We start from the raw sequence: 17,253 nt of genomic DNA, 5'->3' as shown, positions 1-17,253 counted from the left end.
CGATTCACTGGGTGGGGCGCGGGCGGGGCTTCACGGGGTGAGGCCGAGCAGCCTGGCGGCATTGTCCTTGAGGATCTTCGGACGCACCTCGTCCTTGATGCCCAGCTTGTCGAAGTCGGCGAGCCAGCGGTCCGGGGTCAGGACCGGGTAGTCCGATCCGAACAGGACCTTGTCCTTGAGGAGGGTGTTGGCGTACTGGACCAACTGCGGCGGAAAGTACTTCGGCGACCAGCCGGACAGGTCGATGTGGACGCCCGGTTTGTGGGTGGCGACCGCGAGGGCCTCGTCCTGCCAGGGGAAGGAGGGATGAGCCAGGATGATCTTCAGGTGCGGGAAGTCGGCGGCCACGTCGTCGACGTACATGGGGTTGGAGTACTTCAGCCGGATACCCCCGCCGCCCGGGACCCCGGCACCGATGCCGGTCTGCCCGGTGTGGAAGAGGGCGACGGCCCCGGCCTCCTCGATCACCTCGTACAGCGCGTAGGCGATCCGGTCGTTGGGGAAGAACCCCTGGATGTTCGGGTGGAACTTGAAGCCCTTGACGCCGTACTCCTCGACGAGCCGGCGCGCCTGCAGCACCCCTGCCTTCCCGCGGAACGGGTCGATGGAGGCGAACGGGATGAGGACGTCCGCGTTGGCGGCGGCGGCCCCGGCGACCTCCTCGTTGGGGACGGGCTCGGTGCCGGTGGCGTGCTGGGCGTCCACGGTGAAGACCACCGCGGCCATCCTCCGCTCCCGGTAGTACGCGGCGATCTCGTTGAGGGTGGGCTTCCGGTTGCGGCCCTCCAACTTGAAGTAGGCGCTGGACGCGTCGTGCAGGTCGTCGTCGAGGGAGGAGTTGCCCTTGGCGGAGACCTCGGCGTGGGTGTGGACGTCGATGGCGACGAGGTCGTCGACGTTCATGGTGGGAGTGGCCGGTGTGTTGGGTGTTGAAGGTGCGCTGGGTGTTGAAGGTGTGCCGGGCGTGGCAGGTGTGCTGGTCATGTCCTTACGCCTCCTTGCCGGCCGGCGACGCGGCCGGCGACGCGGGGATCTTCGGAGCCGGGATGCCGACCGTCTGCGGTGCGGCGCCCACCGAGGTGTGCCAGGACTCCGCGAGGGATTTTGGGCTCCAGCCGCCGTCGGCGTACGCCACCGAGATCTCCTGCGGGTGCGACCACAGCGCCAGCTTGTCGCCGCCGATGCCGATGCACTGACCGGTGATGCCGCGCGCCGCTTCCGAGGCGAGGAAGGCAACGAGTGCCGCGCAGTCCTCGGCGGTGCCGAAGCCCTCGCCCTTGCGCAGGAAGCCGGGCAGCGGTTCGCCGCCGCGCATGGCCTCGACGTACGGGGCGAAGGCCGGGATGGTCTCGGTCATCGCGGTCGCGGCGACCGGCACGATGGCGTTGACGGTGATGTGGGCACGGCCCAGCTCCATCGACCAGGTGCGGGCCATCGCGGCGATGCCGGCCTTGGCGGCGGCGTAGTTGGTCTGCCCGAAGTTGCCGCGCTGCCCGGCGGGGGAGCCGACCAGGATCAGGCTGCCGCCCTCACCCTGCTCCCGCATCCGGATCGCCGCCGCCCGGGCGCAGGCGAAGGTGCCTCGCAGATGGACGCCGATGACGGTGTCGAAGTCCTCGTCGGACATCTTCCACAGCACCTTGTCGCGCAGTACGCCCGCGTTGGTCACCAGGATGTCGAGGCGCCCGAACTCCTCGACCGCGCGGCCGACCAGGCGTTGTGCCGCCTCGGTCGTCCCCACCGCGACGACCTCGGCGACCGCGGCGCCGCCCGCTTCCCGGATGGTCTTCACGGCCTGCTCGGCGACCGCCTCGTCCAGGTCGTTGACGACCACCGACGCCCCGGCCGCGGCCAGCGCCTGCGCATAGGCGAGCCCGAGGCCGCGTCCGCTGCCGGTGACGAGGGCGACCTTGCCGGACAGATCGAGAGTGGGCACAGGAGTCTCCTTACGGAGTGGGTGAGTTGAGGGGGAGCGCGAGGGAGCGGGTTCGGTCGGGGCCGGGCTCCGCTGCCGAGATCGAAGCTAAGGACAATCATTGTTCACGTCAATGGTTGTTGGCACATTCGATCTGCGTCATCCTGGTTCCGTGCGCCTCGCGCACACCGCACCCATCGAGACCCGGGAGTCCGCCATCAGCAAGCCAGTCGCCGCCCCCGCATCCGCCGCCCCCGCCGCCCCCGCATCCGCCGTCCCCGGTGCCGCTGCGGAAAAGCCGATCGACGCCCATGAACCCTGGATGCGCGGCCTGCACGCCGACACTGGATATCTGCTCTACCGGCTCGGTCTGCGCTCCGGCCAGCTCTTCAACACCTCCCTCCAGGAGTCCGGACTCCGGCTGCGCCACTACGCCCTGCTCCGCTTCCTGGCCGGCTCCGAAGGGGCCCTCCAGCGGGAGTTGAGCGCCCGCCTCGGCTACGACCCCAGCGCGATCGTCGGCCTCGTTGACGACCTCGAACGCCTCGGCCTGGTCGAGCGCCGCCCCTCCCCGGGCGACCGCCGCAGTCGCGTCGTCGTCCTCACCGCGCCTGGCCGCACCTTCCTCCAGGGCAGCGAAACCGCAGGCCAGCGCGTGACCGATGAACTCCTCGCCCCTCTCGACAGTGCCGAGCGGGAAACCCTCCACACCCTGCTCCGCCGGGTCGCCGAGGCGGGTCTCGCCTGATTGATGGTGTGCAAATCGTTGACGGCGGTGACGGTGGTGCCTACCTTCGCGGTGACATTGGCCCGGCCCCAGGGAGCCCGTCGTGCAGCCGCCCCGTACCCCAAGCCGCCAGTCAGCAGGCGGTCAACCCCCTTTCGAAGCGCAGCAGTCGCAAGAACAGCGGTCACAGGCAGGGCAGTTGAGGCGCGTCGCACTCTCCGGAATGCTCGGCACCGCAGTGGAGCTCTATGACTTCCTCGTCTACGGAACGGTCGCGGCCCTCGTCTTCGGCGAACTGTTCTTCCCTCAGGCGGACCCGGCCGTAGGCACCATCGCCGCCTTCGGCACCTTCGCCGCGGGCTATCTCGCCCGCCCGCTGGGCGGCATCGTCTTCGGTCACTTCGGCGACCGCGTCGGCCGCAAATCGATCATGCTGCTGACCATGGTGATGATGGGCACCGGCAGTTTCCTGATCGGCCTGCTGCCGACCTATGACGCCATCGGCGTCTGGGCCCCGATCCTGCTGGTCACGCTGCGCGTCGTTCAGGGCCTGGCGATCGGCGGCGAATGGGGCGGCGCCACCCTGATGGTCGTGGAACACGTCGAGCACGCGGGCGGCAAGCGCCGCGGCCTGTGGTCCAGCGCCACCCAACTCGGCGCGCCGCTCGGCTCGGTGCTCTCCGCCGGAGTCGTCACCCTCGTCTCGGCCCTGCCCGACGACGACTTCCGCAGCTGGGGCTGGCGCGTGCCGTTCCTGCTGAGCGTGGTGCTGCTCGGCGTCGGCCTCTTCGTACGACTGAAAGTCACCGAAAGCCCGCTCTTCAAGGAATCCCAGGGCAAGGAATCCCAGGGCAAGGAAGCCCACGCCGGAGAAGCACCGCCCAAGCAGGACGCCAAGGACTCCGCCTCCGCCCCCGCCCAGCTCCCCCTCCTCGAACTCCTCCGCAGGCCCAAGCCGGTGATCCAGGCCTGCTGCGTCGGCATCAGCGCGTTCACCGCCCAGTCGCTGCTGACCGGCTTCATGATTTCGTACGCCGTCACCCACGGCTACACCCGCTCGCAGGTCCTCACCGCGGTCACCCTCGCCTCCGTGGTCGCCCTCTTCGTGCTGCCCACCGCCTCCGCGCTCTCCGACCGGGTCGGCCGCCGCCCCGTGGTGCTCGCCGGAGCGGTCGCCTCCGCCGCGCTGGCCTTCCCGGTGATCGCACTCGTCGACTCCGGGTCGCCCGGACTGCTGATCCTGGCGCTCTGCCTGGGCCACGGAGTCGCCCAGTCCACGATGTACGGCCCTCTGGGCGCACTGCTCTCCGAGATGTTCGGCACCCGGGTCCGCTACACCGGTGCCTCGCTCGGCTACCAGGGCGCCACCCTGATCGGCGCCGGTTTCTCCCCACTGATCGCGAGCAGCCTGCTCGCCGCGTACGACGGCAGCAGCACTCCGCTCGCCCTGCTGCTCTGCGGCGGCGCCGTCATCACCATCGTCACGCTCTGGACCATGCGCGAGACCAGCGATCAGGCCCTGATCGACGACGGCGTGCGGTAGCCCCGCGGGGGAGTGCCCGCCGCTGCCCCCTTTCCGTATGCCGGAAGCGCCCTTGCCCGGCCCGGCCGCGATTCACGAAGCTGCGTGTGCCGGGCCCGCACCCCTCGCAGGACGGCAACTCCCCGCCACCCACTCCCCGAAGGGGCCCCCGTGCCGCACGTCACCCACTTCGCGCGCAACCAGTGGTACGTAGCCGCCTACGCTCACGAGGTCGGCCGGGAGCTCCTCGGCCGGACCTACCTCGGCGAACCGGTCGTCCTCTACCGCACCGAGGACGACCACACGCCCGTCGCGCTCGCCGACCGCTGCGTCCACCGCCGCTTCCCGCTCTCCGAGAGCCGCCTCGAAGGCGACCGCATCATCTGCGGCTACCACGGCTTCACCTACGACACCACCGGCAGCTGCGTCTGGGTCCCCGGCCAGAAGCGCGTCCCGCGCACCGCCCGGGTCGCCTCCTACCCGGTCGTCGAACAGGACGCCCTGATCTGGATCTGGATCGGTGACCCCACCCTCGCCGACCCGCAGCGGATCCCCCGCGCCCGCCACCTCGCCGACCCTGCCTGGACCACCGTCACCGGCATGGAACCCATCGACGGCGACTACGGCCTCCTGGTCGACAACCTCATGGACCTCTCCCACGAGACCTATCTGCACGGCGGCTACATCGGCACCCCCGAGGTCGCCGAGACCCCCATCACCACCGAGGTCGACGAGGACGCCGGAATCGTCCGCGTCAGCCGCCGCATGGACGACGCCGAATGCCCGCCCTTCTACGCCCGTTCCACCGGCATCGAGGGCCGCATCACCCGCTGGCAGGACATCGAGTACTTCGCCCCCTGCCTCTACCTGCTGCACAGCCGCATCGCCCCGGTCGGCGTCCTCCCCGAGCCGGACGGCACCGACCCGAACGCGTTCCACACCGAGATCACCTACGCGATCACGCCCGCCGGCGAGGGCAAGGTGTACGACTTCTGGGCGGTCTCCCGCGACTTCGCCACCGACGACACCGCAGTCACCACCTTCCTCCGCGACTTCAACCACACCGTCGTGATGCAGGACGTCGACGCCCTCAACCTCCTCCAGCGCACCCTGGCCACCGAGCCCGCCGGCTACCAGGAGCTGAGCATCAACATCGACACCGGTGCCCTGGCCGCCCGCCGCATCCTCGCCCGTCTGGTGGAAGAGGGCGCCAAGACGGTCGAGTCCGTCCAGTGACCGCCGCCGCCACCGGTACGGGCAGGATCTACCGCGTCCACTGGCTCCCCGGCACCGACCGCCTGCACGGAACCTGCCACTGCGGCGCCGAGCACACCACACAGGACCCCATCGAGATGTGGGACTGGATGCTGGCCCACCCCGAAGGACACCGATGAGCACCACGCCCGAAATGCAACTAGTGGTATCAGAGACCGAGTTGATAGCCGAGGGCGTCCTCGCCCTCACTCTCCGCCTCCGCGAGCCGTACGGTGCCGAGCTCCCCGCCTGGCAGCCGGGCGCCCACATCGACCTGGTCCTGGACCCTTCCCGTGACCTGGTCCGCCAGTACTCCCTGTGCGGAGACCCCGCAGACCGCCGCAACTGGCACATCGCCGTACTCAACGAGCCCGCCGGGCGGGGAGGTTCGGCGTACGTCCACGGAAAGCTCACCCAGGGCAGCACCCTCATCGCCCGCGGCCCCCGCAACCACTTCCCGCTCCACCCCGCCCCCCGCTACCGCTTCATCGCGGGCGGCATCGGCATCACCCCGCTGCTCCCGATGCTTGCCGAGGCGGAGGCGCAGGGCGCCGACTGGACGCTCCTCTACGGCGGACGCACGCGCCAATCCCTCGCCTACGCAACCGAACTGACGGACCGTTACGGCAGTCGGCGCATCCGCATCGCCCCTCAGTCCGAAACCGGCCACCTAGACCTGTCCGCAGCCCTCGCCGACCCCACGCCCGACACCCTGATCTACTCCTGCGGCCCCGCCCCGCTCCTGGACGCGCTCACCGCCCACCACGCCACCACCTGGCCACCGGGCACCCTGCACCTGGAACGCTTCCAGCCCAAGGAGGCCGCCGAGCAACCCACCGACTCCACCTTCGAGTTGACCCTCGCCCGCTCCTCCAGGACCCTCACCGTCGCGCCCGGGGCGTCCATCCTTCAGACGGTCCGCGCGGCCGGTGTCGACGTGCTGTACTCCTGCACCGAGGGCACCTGCGGCACCTGCGAGACCGACGTTGTCGAAGGCGTCCCCGACCATCGCGACTCGGTGCTCACCGATGAGGAGCGCGAGAGCGGCGAGACCATGCTCATCTGCGTCTCCCGCTGCAAGGGCCCCCGCCTGGTCCTCGACCTGTAGCGCACCTCACGTCCCCTACAGCCCGTACCTCCGCGCCGACTCCTCCTCCTGTGCCAGCCGGTGCAAGGCGTCCAGCGCCGGCCGGAAGAGGATGGCCGCCGCGACCGCGGTCTCGACCCGCTCCGCCTCCGAGTGCCGCGTCTCCACGAAATCGAGATCGCGGATCGCCGCACGATGCATCAACTCGGCGTACGGTGCCATGAGTTCGGCGTCCCACGGATACCCGAGCCGGATCAGCGTGGCCACCGCCACCACCAGTGAACGGTGCACCGGAGACAGTGCGCCTATCTCCCGCGCGGACTCCCAGCCGAGCCGCTCCAGCAGCCGGTCCACCTCCGTCCGCGCGGCCACCGTGGCCTCGTCCTTGTCGTCGTCCGGCTCCGCCCCGTGCGGCAACTCCCAGAGTGCCGCACCCATCCGGATCGAACGGCCGAGGGACTCGTCGTCGACGTGCCCCAGCACCTTCTTCGCCGTCGCCACCGGCAGCCGCCCCACCTGGAGCAGCGCCCGCACCAGCCGCAGCCGCCGCAGATGGCTCTCGTCGTACTCCGCCGTGGTCGCGCTGACCCGGTCGCCCGGCGCCAACAGCCCCTGCCGCAGGTAGTACTTGATCGTCGCGAGGGACACCCCGCTGCGCTCACTCAACTCGGCCAGTCGCACCCTTGTACCTCTCCTTGGGGAGTGCCACTATCCAACCATGCGCTTCTTGGATAGCGCAGGTATCCAACCATCCACCACGGAGGGCAGCATGGCCGGCAAGATCCCCATGGGCCGTACCACCGCAGCCATCGAGGGCGATGCGGTAGTCCTGCTGATCGGTATGCGTATCAACCACTTCTGGGCGGTGCACCACTGGCTGCCGGTGATGCTGTCCATGTTCCGCATGCTGGGCGAGCTCAAGAAGGACCGCAGCAAGGGGCTGTTGAACCAGATCCTCCTCACCGCCTCCCCGCGCACCTACTACGTAGTCCAGTACTGGGAGTCCAAGGACAAGCTGTACTCCTACGCCACCTCCCCGGAGATGTTCCACCACCGCGTGTGGAAGTACATCAACGGCAAGGAACGCCGCGGCAAGGTCCCCGGCCACGTAGGCCTGTGGCACGAGTCCTACATCTCGCCCGAGGGCTCGTACGAATCCATCTACGCCTACATGCCCCCCTTCGGCATGGCGGCGGCCACCGGCGTCCTCCCCCTGGAAAAGCGCGGCCGCAAGGCATCGGACCGCTTCGCGCACCGGGCCGGCAAGGCGGAGGCACCGCAGTAGCCGGTCCGTCGTCGTGCGAGGCCGATGAGTGGGCTCGCCGTCATCGCCACGAGGCGAAGAGGGAGGGGTCCCGATGTGTGGCGCGGTGGAGCTGAGCCCGGCCCCCTCGGACGGTGGCCCGGCACGGGCGGAGCCGGTGGACGAGGCAGGGTTGCGCCGAGTGCTCGGAGACCCGGCTCTCGGCTGGTTCGTGACGAGAGTACGCCGACGGCTGGAGTTGGAGCAGCCGCTCACTGGAACCGTCTCACTGGCCGCCCCGACAGGCCCGCAACGGGCTACGGCAGAAAGGTTGTTGGGTCGGTCCCCGGGCAGCGGGCGCTCTCTCCCCGCCGGACTCGCCCCGGTGGTGACCGCGCTCATCGGCCCCGCCACCCTCCTCGCCCAGGCTCGCGCCCGCGACCTGAGGAGAGCGCCGGTGAGGCCGGCTGATCTCTGCCGGGTCAGTGATGAGCCGCCACATCATCCACGGCAGGGAAACGGCGCCCCTGCTCCAGGGACGCCGCCGACGGCGAGCCGGGCCCTCCCGCACGCCAGCCCCGCAGTCCATGTCCAACACGCCCATGGCCAGAGCTCGTTACCCTGTGCACCCGGGTCAGATGTCCCGGAAGATCTCGATCTGTGCGCCCACCGAGTTGAGGCGCTCCGCCAGGTCCTCGTAACCCCGGTTGATGACGTACACGTTCCGCAGCACCGACGTGCCCTCGGCCGCCATCATGGCCAGCAGCACGACCACGGCCGGGCGCAGCGCCGGCGGGCACATCATCTCGGCGGCGCGCCAGCGGGTCGGGCCTTCCACCAGCACCCGGTGGGGGTCGAGGAGTTGGAGGCGGCCACCGAGGCGATTGAGGTCCGTCAGATAGATCGCGCGGTTGTCGTAGACCCAGTCGTGGATGAGGGTCTGGCCCTGGGCGGTGGCGGCGATGGCCGCGAAGAAGGGGACGTTGTCGATGTTCAGGCCCGGGAAGGGCATGGGGTGGATCTTGTCGATCGGCGCCTCCAGCTTGGAGGGGCGGACCGTGAGGTCGACCAGGCGGGTACGGCCGTTGTCGGCGCTGTACTCGGCGGAGCGGTCGTGGTTGAGGCCCATCTCCTCCAGCACCGCGAGTTCGATTTCGAGGAACTCGATGGGGACCCGGCGAATGGTCAGCTCGGATTCCGTGACGACGGCGGCGGCGAGCAGGCTCATCGCCTCGACCGGGTCCTCGGAGGGGGAGTAGTCGACGTCGACGTCGATCTCCGGGACGCCGTGCACGGTGAGAGTGGTGGTGCCGACGCCCTCGACCTTGACGCCCAGTGCTTCGAGGAAGAAGCAGAGGTCCTGGACCATGTAGTTGGAGGAGGCGTTGCGGATGACCGTCGTGCCGTCGTAGCGGGCGGCGGCCAGCAGCGCGTTCTCGGTGACGGTGTCGCCGCGCTCGGTCAGCACGATCGGGCGGTCGGGGCCGGCCGACTTCTCGACCTCGGCGTGGTAGATGCCCTCGGTGGCGGTGATGTCCAGGCCGAAGCGGCGCAGGGCGATCATGTGCGGCTCGATGGTGCGGGTGCCGAGGTCACAGCCGCCGGCGTACGGCAGTTTGAAGCGGTCCATGCGGTGCAGCAGCGGACCGAGGAACATGATGATCGAGCGGGTGCGGCGGGCCGCGGCCGCGTCCATCGAGCCCATGTCGAGCTTGGCCGGCGGGACGATTTCGAGGTCCTTGCCCTCGTTGACCCAGCGGGTGCGGACACCGATGGAGTTCAGTACCTCCAGAAGGCGGTACACCTCTTCGATCCGGGCGACCTTGCGCAGGACGGTGCGGCCCTTGTTGAGCAGGGTGGCGCAGAGGAGGGCGACGCAGGCGTTCTTGCTGGTCTTGACGTCGATCGCGCCGGAGAGGCGCCGGCCGCCGACCACTCGAAGATGCATCGGACCCGAGTACCCCAGCGACACGATCTCACTGTCGAGGGCTTCACCGATTCGGGCGATCATCTCAAGGCTGATGTTTTGGTTGCCGCGCTCGATACGGTTCACCGCACTCTGGCTGGTGCCGAGAGCGTCCGCGAGCTGCGTCTGGGTCCAGCCCCGGTGCTGACGTGCGTCACGGATGAGCTTGCCGATGCGTACGAGGTAGTCGTCTGCCATGGGGGAAGGCTATCTCAGATATGAGATGACAACCCACTCGAAGGGGCCGGAGGGGTGACGGGCCTGGCGGCCCGTCAGTTCGCTCCGGAGGTTTCTGGCGGGACGGTCAGTCCGCCAGGGGGGCGATGTTGCGGTTGAAGCGGAAGAGGTTGTGGGGGTCGTAGTGGTGCTTGAGGCGCGCCAGACGGGTGTAGTCCGCTGCCTCGTAACCGCTCCTGGTCTGCGACTGAGTGGCCCGCTCGCCGTCCCCGAACTCAAAGAGCAGTGCGCTGCCCCGGGTCCACGGCGCCAGCGCCGTCTTCAGCCGGTGCTGGGCGGCGCGGCTGCGGGCGAGGTCGTCCGCGCCGTCGAGGGGTGTGAGGAGTTGCACAAGGTACGCCGCGTCCCGGTGCCCCACCGCCCCGCCGTCGGCGGGCCCGCGCGAGAACGCCCCGCCCAGGTGACGTACCCCCAGCACGCACATGATGTCCGCGTCCGGGCCCGTCACCTTCAACACCTCGCCGAACGCGGCCTCGTCCAGCGCGTCGAGCAGCACACTCGTGCCGGCGTAGGCGTGCGGGAAGGGCGGCTCGCGGTAGATGTGACCGGACTCGGTGTACGGCATGTCGGCCAGGTCGTCCACCAGTCGCGGCGCCACCGCGCGCAGCGGGGCCACCAGCCGCTCACCCTCCTCGGCGGGGCCGTTGAAGACGATACGGATGTGCGCGATGTACCGGCCGCGCAGGTCGTCGGGGAGCTGGGGCATGTCGGGGTACGGGACGAAGCCGATGGACGAGGTCAGGGTCTCCGGGACGGTCCGCGACCACTCGGCGTACACCCGCGCCAGCTCCGCCGCGTGGACGCCGTCGAAGAGCAGCCCGCCGCCGTAGATCCGGGCGACCGGGAAGAGGCCGATCTCGACCGCCGTCACCACCCCGAAGTTGTGCCCGGCCCCGCGCAGGGCCCAGAAGAGATCCGGGTCGCTGGAGGCGTCGACCGTCCTCAACTCGCCGTCTGCGGTGACGAGTTCGACGGTACGGACATGGTCGGCCGCATGGCCGAACTCGCGGCCCAGCAGCCCGATGCCACCGCCGAGCAGGTACGAGACCGCGCCCACCCCGGGGAACGACCCGTTCAGCGGTGCGAGTCCGAAGCGTCCCGCCTGCTCGACCACCTGCCCCCACCCCACCCCCGCCCCGATCCACGCGGTGCGCGCCTCGGCGTCGATCCGGATGCCGTCCAGCTCCTTGGTGCTGATCAGCACTCCGCCGTCGGCCGCGACCGACAGGCCGTGCCCGGTGGCCTGCACCGCGACGGGCAGCTGGTGCCCGGCCGCGTACCCGACGGCGATCCGCACCGCCTCGGCGTCGTGCGCGGCCACGATCACATCGGGCCGGTGCCGGTACGCCAGTTGGAACCCGGCGAGCTCCGCCTCGTAACCCTCGTCGCCCGGGAAGAACACCGGGCTGCCGGTGCGGGGGAAGTCCTTGGCGGTGACCTTGGTCATGAGTGTGCAGCTCCTCAACCGATCGTCGGTGCAACGGCGTTGTGCCTTCAGCGCCACTGTCCCCCTCGTATGGGACACCTCGCGTCCTACGCGAGCGCGATCCGCGCCAGCTTCCCGATCTCCAGCGCCACCCACACCGCGCCGTCCGGACCGAGCGTGATGCCGTGCGGCTCGCAGGAGGGGGAGGGGAGGTCGTAGGAGTCGATACGGCTGCCGTCGGCGGTGATCCGGCCGACCCGGTTCGCACCCCACTCGGTGAACCACAGGGCGCCGTCGGCGCCGGTCACCAGGGCGTGCGGGCGGGCGGCGCGGTCCGGCAGCGGGAACTCGTCGATCCTGCCGGTGGCATCGATCCGGCCGATCTGCCCGGCCAGGATCTCCACCCACCAGATCGCCCCGTCGGGACCCGCGGCGATGCCGACCGGACCAGCTCCGGGCGTCGGCAGCGGGTGGATCTCGATGGAGCCGCCGTCCAGGCCGATGGAGCCGACCGCATTGGCCTGGTTCAACGTGAACCACATCCGGTCACCGTCCGGACCTGCGACGATGGCCGACGGGAAGCCACCGGTGACCGGCAGTTCGAACTCCGTGACCTCGCCCTCGGCTGTGATCCGCCCGATCCGGTCGGTGTGGAACTCGGTGAACCACAGGGCGCCGTCGCCACCCGCCGCGATCCCGTAGGGCCCGGCCCCGGGGGTCGTCGGAGCGAAGGCGCTGACCGTGCCGTCCACGGCCACCCGGCCGATCCGGTGCCCCTGGAACTCGGTGAACCACAGTGCCCCGTCGGGTCCCGGCACGATCACCGTCGGATTGCCGTCGCCCGCAGCCAGCGGGTACGAGGTCACCTCGCCGCCCGTCACCGGGATCCGGCCGACAGCGCCTTCGTGCACCTTGGTGAACCACAGCGCACCGTCCGGCCCGGCGGCGACCCCGTACGGCCCCGCCTTGCCGTCGGACACCTCGAACTCGGTGATCCGCACGCGGGGGCGGTCGGACGAAGCGTTACGTGACATGAAGTGCGACTCCTCGGAGAGAACGGGGGCGGGATGCCGGACGGGTGGAGGGGGTGCCGGACGGGATGGAGACGGGACGCCGGACAGGACACAGGTGATCGTCACGGACCCCGACTCAGCTTGACATAAGGACAGTTGCCCTTGATTCCTGTTGCCCCCGAATCGGTGGGCGGGCACGATGCCCGGATGCGCTTCTCCGTGAACATCCCCTGTTTCGGCGACTTCGCCGACCCCCGTACGGTCGCCGAACTCGCGGCAGCCGCCGAGCAGGCGGGCTGGGACGGCCTCTTCGTCTGGGACCACGTGCAGCACCGCGCCCACGGCCACCGCCCGTTCGGTGACCCCTGGATGCTGCTGACCGCTGCCGCCCTGGCCACCAGCCGGATCAGACTCGGCACCCTGGTCACCCCGGTCGCCCGCCGCCGTCCACAGGAACTCGCCCGCCAGGTCGCCACCCTGGACTCCCTGAGCAACGGCCGGGTGATCCTCGGTACGGGTCTGGGCGGGCCGGTCGCGGACGAGTTCGCCGATTTCGGCGACACCGCCGGGCCCGTGGAACTCGCCGAGCGCCTCGACGAGGGCCTCGATCTGCTCCAGCGGTACTGGACGGGCCGGCCGGTCGACCACGAGGGCCGCCACTACACCGCGCGTGACGTGACCCTGCTGCCGGCGACCGTGCAGCAGCCCCGGCCGCCGGTGTGGGTCGCCGGATTCTGGCCGAGCAAACCGCCGATGCGCCGGGCGGCCCGCTGGGACGGGGCGGTTCCGCTCTTCGAGACCGCCAAGCACGGCCTCGTACCGGATCTGGGGGAGTTCCAGGAACTGGTGGGTTACGTGCGCAAGCACCGGGTGGCGGAGGCTCCGACCGCGCACCCCTTCGAGTTCGTCCTCGGCGGTGCGACGCCCGGGGACCCGGCGAAGGCGCGTGCGGTGATCGGACCGCTGGTGGACGCCGGGGCGACCTGGTGGGACGAGCGGCAGGACCAGCGCAACGAGGACCTGGACCGGCTGGGCCCGGTCATGCGCAGGGTGGAGCAGGGGCCGCCCCGGTTCTAGGTGCGCCGTTCCGTCCGCGGCTCGGTCGTCGCCGACCCACGCCGACGCCCGTACGCGTACGCGAGGACGCCGAGCATCGGGCCCCACAGGACCAGGGGGGCGTAGGAGGCGTAGAAGTAGAAGGATTCCCAGCCGCCGGCCCTGCTCGGGAAGTCGGCGGGCAGCGGATCGCCATTGGTCTTGGACCGGGTGAGGGTGGTGACGGTCGCGATGACGGTGAAGACCAGGGTCAGGACTGTCGCCCCGATCGTGGCCGGGACGACCGCGGCGGCTGTCGGTACCCGCCGCCCGCGCAGCCACGGCACCCAGCGCGGGAACACCTCGCCCCAGCGGGCGACCAGCCCGACGGCCGCGAACGCGAGGACCTCGGAGAAGAGGGTGAGGAAGACGATGTAGCCGTTCATCGCCCAGTCTTCGATGGCCCCGCCACGTTTGTCCTCGGCGAACAGCACGCCCAGGCGCCAGATTCCGGACGGGAGCACCACCAGCGGCACGGCGTAGGCGACCCGGCGGGCCCAGCGCGGTACCCCTGCGGCGGGCTCGTGAGCCGCACGCCACGCCCGCCGCAGGCGGCCCTCTCCGCGTGGCGCGTGTGCCGGTTCTTCGCCTGTCGTGGTCGGCCTGGCCATGGACATCTGCGCTCCCTGGGTCCGCGGGCCGGTTCGGGCCCGCGCTTCGAGATTCACAGCCGACGAGGCCGGTCAGGATCCTTCCGTGTAAGGAACCGCCTCCGCCGGGCGGGGGAGAGCGACTCCGACTGCTCCACCCCGGGGGCCGGTGTCGAACGCCTGGAGCGAAGGTCGAAGGGCACTGGGCATGACCGCGCGGCGGCCATGCACTAGAGTTATCTCGACATCGAGATATCTACCCAGCGCGCCGCAGTCGCCACTTCTCGGTAAGGGTTACCTAACTAAGCCTTACCTTAGCGGGTCTTCCCGGAGTCGTGGCGGCAGGATTGCTGTATTGCGGTAGAACGCGCACTTTTTTTGACGCGCACATTTTGAACGAATGGAGACTGTCGTGTCGGCGAACAGCTTCGACGCCCGCAGCACGCTGCGCGTGGGTGACGAGTCGTACGAGATCTTCAAGCTGGACAAGGTCGAGGGCTCCGCGCGCCTCCCTTACAGCCTGAAGGTCCTGCTGGAGAACCTGCTCCGCACGGAGGACGGTGCGAACATCACCGCCGACCACATCCGTGCGATCGGCAGCTGGGACTCCCAGGCGCAGCCCAGCCAGGAGATCCAGTTCACGCCGGCCCGCGTGATCATGCAGGACTTCACCGGCGTGCCCTGCGTCGTGGACCTCGCCACGATGCGTGAGGCCGTGAAGGAGCTGGGCGGCGACCCGGCGAAGATCAACCCGCTCGCCCCGGCCGAGCTGGTCATCGACCACTCCGTCATCGCCGACAAGTTCGGCACCGCGGGCGCCTTCCAGCAGAACGTGGAGCTGGAGTACGGCCGCAACAAGGAGCGCTACCAGTTCCTGCGCTGGGGCCAGACCGCCTTCGACGAGTTCAAGGTCGTCCCCCCGGGCACCGGCATCGTCCACCAGGTCAACATCGAGCACCTCGCCCGTACGGTCATGGTGCGCAACGGCCAGGCGTACCCCGACACCCTCGTCGGCACCGACTCGCACACCACCATGGTCAACGGCCTGGGCGTGCTGGGCTGGGGCGTCGGCGGCATCGAGGCCGAGGCCGCGATGCTCGGCCAGCCGGTCTCCATGCTGATCCCGCGCGTCGTCGGCTTCAAGCTGACCGGCGAGCTGCCTGCCGGCACCACCGCCACCGACCTGGTGCTCACCATCACCGAGATGCTGCGCAAGCACGGCGTCGTCGGCAAGTTCGTCGAGTTCTACGGTGAGGGCGTCGCCGCCACCTCCCTCGCGAACCGCGCCACCATCGGCAACATGTCGCCGGAGTTCGGCTCGACCGCCGCGATCTTCCCGATCGACGACGAGACGCTGAAGTACCTGCGTCTGACCGGCCGTGACGCCCAGCAGGTCGCGCTCGTCGAGGCGTACGCCAAGGAGCAGGGTCTGTGGCTGGACCCGGCCGCCGAGCCCGACTTCTCCGAGAAGCTCGAACTCGACATGTCGACGGTCGTCCCCTCGATCGCCGGTCCCAAGCGCCCGCAGGACCGCATCGTGCTGGCCAACGCCTCGCAGCAGTTCGCGCAGGACGTCCGCAATTACGTCGCGGACGACATGGAGGCCGGCAAGGAGTCCTTCCCGGCGTCCGACGCCCCGGCGACCAGCAACGGCGTCCCGTCCAACCCGGTCACCGTGACCGCGGCCGACGGCTCGACGTACGAGCTGGACCACGGCGCGGTGACGGTCGCGGCCATCACCTCCTGCACCAACACCTCGAACCCGTACGTGATGGTCGCCGCCGCGCTCGTCGCGAAGAAGGCCGTCGAGAAGGGCCTGACCCGCAAGCCGTGGGTCAAGACCACCCTCGCCCCGGGCTCCAAGGTCGTCACCGACTACTTCGACAAGGCGGGGCTCACCCCCTACCTCGACAAGGTCGGCTTCAACCTGGTCGGCTACGGCTGCACCACCTGCATCGGCAACTCGGGCCCGCTGCCCGAGGAGGTCTCCAAGGCCGTCAACGACCACGACCTGGCCGTGACCTCGGTGCTCTCCGGCAACCGTAACTTCGAGGGCCGGATCAACCCCGACGTCAAGATGAACTACCTGGCGTCGCCGCCGCTGGTCGTCGCGTACGCCCTGGCCGGTTCGATGAAGGTCGACATCACCAAGGACGCGCTCGGCACCGACCAGGACGGCAAGCCGGTCTTCCTCGCCGACATCTGGCCGACCGAGGCCGAGGTCAACGACGTCGTCGCCAACTCCATCGGCGAGGACATGTTCAACAAGTCCTACCAGGACGTCTTCGCGGGCGACGCCCAGTGGCAGGCCCTCTCGATCCCCACCGGCAACACCTTCGAGTGGGACAACGAGTCCACCTACGTCCGCAAGCCCCCGTACTTCGAGGGCATGACGATGGAAACGACCCCGGTCGAGGACATCGCCGGTGCGCGCGTACTGGCCAAGCTGGGCGACTCGGTCACCACCGACCACATCTCCCCGGCCGGTGCGATCAAGGCCGACACCCCGGCCGGTCAGTACCTCACCGAGCACGGCGTCGAGCGGCGCGAGTTCAACTCGTACGGCTCGCGTCGTGGCAACCACGAGGTCATGATCCGCGGCACCTTCGCCAACATCCGCCTGCGCAACCAGATCGCGCCGGGCACCGAGGGCGGCTTCACCCGCGACTTCACGCAGGCCGACGCCCCCGTGTCGTACATCTACGACGCCTCGCAGAACTACCAGGCCGCCGGTACCCCGCTGGTCATCCTGGCGGGCAAGGAGTACGGCTCGGGCTCGTCCCGTGACTGGGCCGCCAAGGGCACCGCGCTGCTCGGCGTCAAGGCCGTCATCGCCGAGTCGTACGAGCGCATCCACCGCTCGAACCTCATCGGCATGGGCGTCCTGCCGCTCCAGTACCCGGAGGGCGCCACGGCCGAGTCGCTGGGCCTGACCGGCGAGGAGACCTTCTCCATCACGGGCGTCACCGGCCTCAACGACGGTGGCATCCCCCAGACGCTGAAGGTGAAGGCGGGCGACGTCGAGTTCGACGCCAAGCTGCGCATCGACACCCCCGGCGAGGCGGACTACTACCGCAACGGCGGCATCCTGCAGTACGTGCTGCGTTCGCTGATCCGCAGCTAGTCGCGGGCCGCTGACACGCGAAGGGCCGTGCTCCTCGACAGAGGGGTGCGGCCC

General features: G+C 69.8%; 15 protein-coding genes. 8 read left to right on the top strand and 7 right to left on the bottom strand.

Annotated features, from left to right (window positions below; translation table 11 throughout):
• Window positions 1-30: 30 nt before the first annotated feature.
• Together ACIA73_RS24080 and ACIA73_RS24075 are read right to left on the bottom strand one after the other, a co-directional pair.
• Window positions 31-903, bottom strand: coding sequence for an amidohydrolase family protein (locus ACIA73_RS24080; RefSeq protein ID WP_399440729.1), 873 nt, complete (start codon window positions 901-903; stop codon window positions 31-33).
• Window positions 904-988: 85 nt separating this feature from the next.
• A complete protein-coding gene (locus ACIA73_RS24075) occupies window positions 989-1,936 on the bottom strand; it encodes an SDR family NAD(P)-dependent oxidoreductase (RefSeq protein ID WP_399440728.1) in 948 nt (315 codons plus the stop codon).
• Window positions 1,937-2,237: 301 nt separating this feature from the next.
• Here ACIA73_RS24075 and ACIA73_RS24070 point away from each other — a divergent pair, with 301 nt between their 5' ends.
• The 5 genes from ACIA73_RS24070 (at window position 2,238) to ACIA73_RS24050 (ending at window position 6,526) form a co-directional block, all read left to right on the top strand.
• Window positions 2,238-2,663, top strand: a complete 426-nt coding sequence (locus ACIA73_RS24070; protein ID WP_399440851.1) for a MarR family winged helix-turn-helix transcriptional regulator — start codon at window positions 2,238-2,240, stop codon at window positions 2,661-2,663.
• A gap of 202 nt (window positions 2,664-2,865) precedes the next feature.
• Window positions 2,866-4,185, top strand: a complete 1,320-nt coding sequence (locus tag ACIA73_RS24065; RefSeq protein ID WP_399440727.1) for an MFS transporter — start codon at window positions 2,866-2,868, stop codon at window positions 4,183-4,185.
• A gap of 150 nt (window positions 4,186-4,335) precedes the next feature.
• Window positions 4,336-5,400 carry a Rieske 2Fe-2S domain-containing protein gene (locus ACIA73_RS24060; protein ID WP_399440726.1) on the top strand — a complete coding sequence of 355 codons (1,065 nt, stop codon included), beginning with the start codon at window positions 4,336-4,338 and terminating at the stop codon, window positions 5,398-5,400.
• The gene (locus tag ACIA73_RS24055) at window positions 5,397-5,558 is read left to right on the top strand and encodes a hypothetical protein (RefSeq protein ID WP_399440725.1); all 162 of its coding nucleotides are present in this window, start codon (window positions 5,397-5,399) and stop codon (window positions 5,556-5,558) included. Before ACIA73_RS24060 ends, ACIA73_RS24055 begins: the two co-directional genes overlap by 4 nt.
• Window positions 5,555-6,526, top strand: a complete 972-nt coding sequence (locus ACIA73_RS24050) for a PDR/VanB family oxidoreductase (protein WP_399440724.1) — start codon at window positions 5,555-5,557, stop codon at window positions 6,524-6,526. The genes ACIA73_RS24055 and ACIA73_RS24050 overlap by 4 nt, the downstream gene beginning before the upstream one ends.
• 15 nt (window positions 6,527-6,541) lie before the next feature.
• Here the strand turns inward: ACIA73_RS24050 and ACIA73_RS24045 are convergent, their stop codons facing one another.
• Window positions 6,542-7,186: a MerR family transcriptional regulator gene (locus tag ACIA73_RS24045; protein WP_399440723.1), complete on the bottom strand. Its 645-nt coding sequence runs from the start codon at window positions 7,184-7,186 to the stop codon at window positions 6,542-6,544.
• 88 nt (window positions 7,187-7,274) lie between these two features.
• Between ACIA73_RS24045 and ACIA73_RS24040 the strand changes: the two genes are divergently transcribed.
• A complete protein-coding gene (locus tag ACIA73_RS24040) occupies window positions 7,275-7,790 on the top strand; it encodes a DUF4188 domain-containing protein (RefSeq protein WP_399440722.1) in 516 nt (171 codons plus the stop codon).
• A gap of 592 nt (window positions 7,791-8,382) precedes the next feature.
• Here ACIA73_RS24040 and ACIA73_RS24035 read toward each other — a convergent pair.
• The 3 genes from ACIA73_RS24035 to ACIA73_RS24025 all read right to left on the bottom strand — a co-directional run bounded on the left by ACIA73_RS24035 (window position 8,383) and on the right by ACIA73_RS24025 (window position 12,411).
• Window positions 8,383-9,912 carry a helix-turn-helix domain-containing protein gene (locus ACIA73_RS24035; protein WP_399440721.1) on the bottom strand — a complete coding sequence of 510 codons (1,530 nt, stop codon included), beginning with the start codon at window positions 9,910-9,912 and terminating at the stop codon, window positions 8,383-8,385.
• 106 nt (window positions 9,913-10,018) lie between these two features.
• On the bottom strand, window positions 10,019-11,398 hold the full coding sequence (locus ACIA73_RS24030; RefSeq protein ID WP_399440720.1) for an FAD-binding oxidoreductase: 1,380 nt from the start codon (window positions 11,396-11,398) through the stop codon (window positions 10,019-10,021).
• Between the two features lie 86 nt (window positions 11,399-11,484).
• On the bottom strand, window positions 11,485-12,411 hold the full coding sequence (locus ACIA73_RS24025; RefSeq protein WP_399440719.1) for a virginiamycin B lyase: 927 nt from the start codon (window positions 12,409-12,411) through the stop codon (window positions 11,485-11,487).
• Window positions 12,412-12,597: 186 nt separating this feature from the next.
• Between ACIA73_RS24025 and ACIA73_RS24020 the strand changes: the two genes are divergently transcribed.
• Window positions 12,598-13,467, top strand: coding sequence for an LLM class flavin-dependent oxidoreductase (locus ACIA73_RS24020; RefSeq protein WP_399440718.1), 870 nt, complete (start codon window positions 12,598-12,600; stop codon window positions 13,465-13,467).
• Here the strand turns inward: ACIA73_RS24020 and ACIA73_RS24015 are convergent.
• Entirely contained in the window at window positions 13,464-14,096 is a 633-nt protein-coding gene (locus tag ACIA73_RS24015; protein WP_399440717.1) for a hypothetical protein, read from the bottom strand. The genes ACIA73_RS24020 and ACIA73_RS24015 overlap by 4 nt on opposite strands.
• A gap of 391 nt (window positions 14,097-14,487) precedes the next feature.
• Between ACIA73_RS24015 and acnA the strand changes: the two genes are divergently transcribed.
• The gene (acnA, locus tag ACIA73_RS24010; protein WP_399440850.1) at window positions 14,488-17,199 is read left to right on the top strand and encodes an aconitate hydratase AcnA; all 2,712 of its coding nucleotides are present in this window, start codon (window positions 14,488-14,490) and stop codon (window positions 17,197-17,199) included.
• Window positions 17,200-17,253 lie beyond the last annotated feature (54 nt).

It is taken from the genome of Streptomyces sp. NPDC051561, assembly GCF_044454195.1.
Classification (GTDB): Bacteria; Actinomycetota; Actinomycetes; order Streptomycetales; family Streptomycetaceae; genus Streptomyces.
The sequence above is the reverse complement of the archived record's forward strand: the minus strand, read 5'-3'. Positions and strand labels throughout refer to the sequence as shown.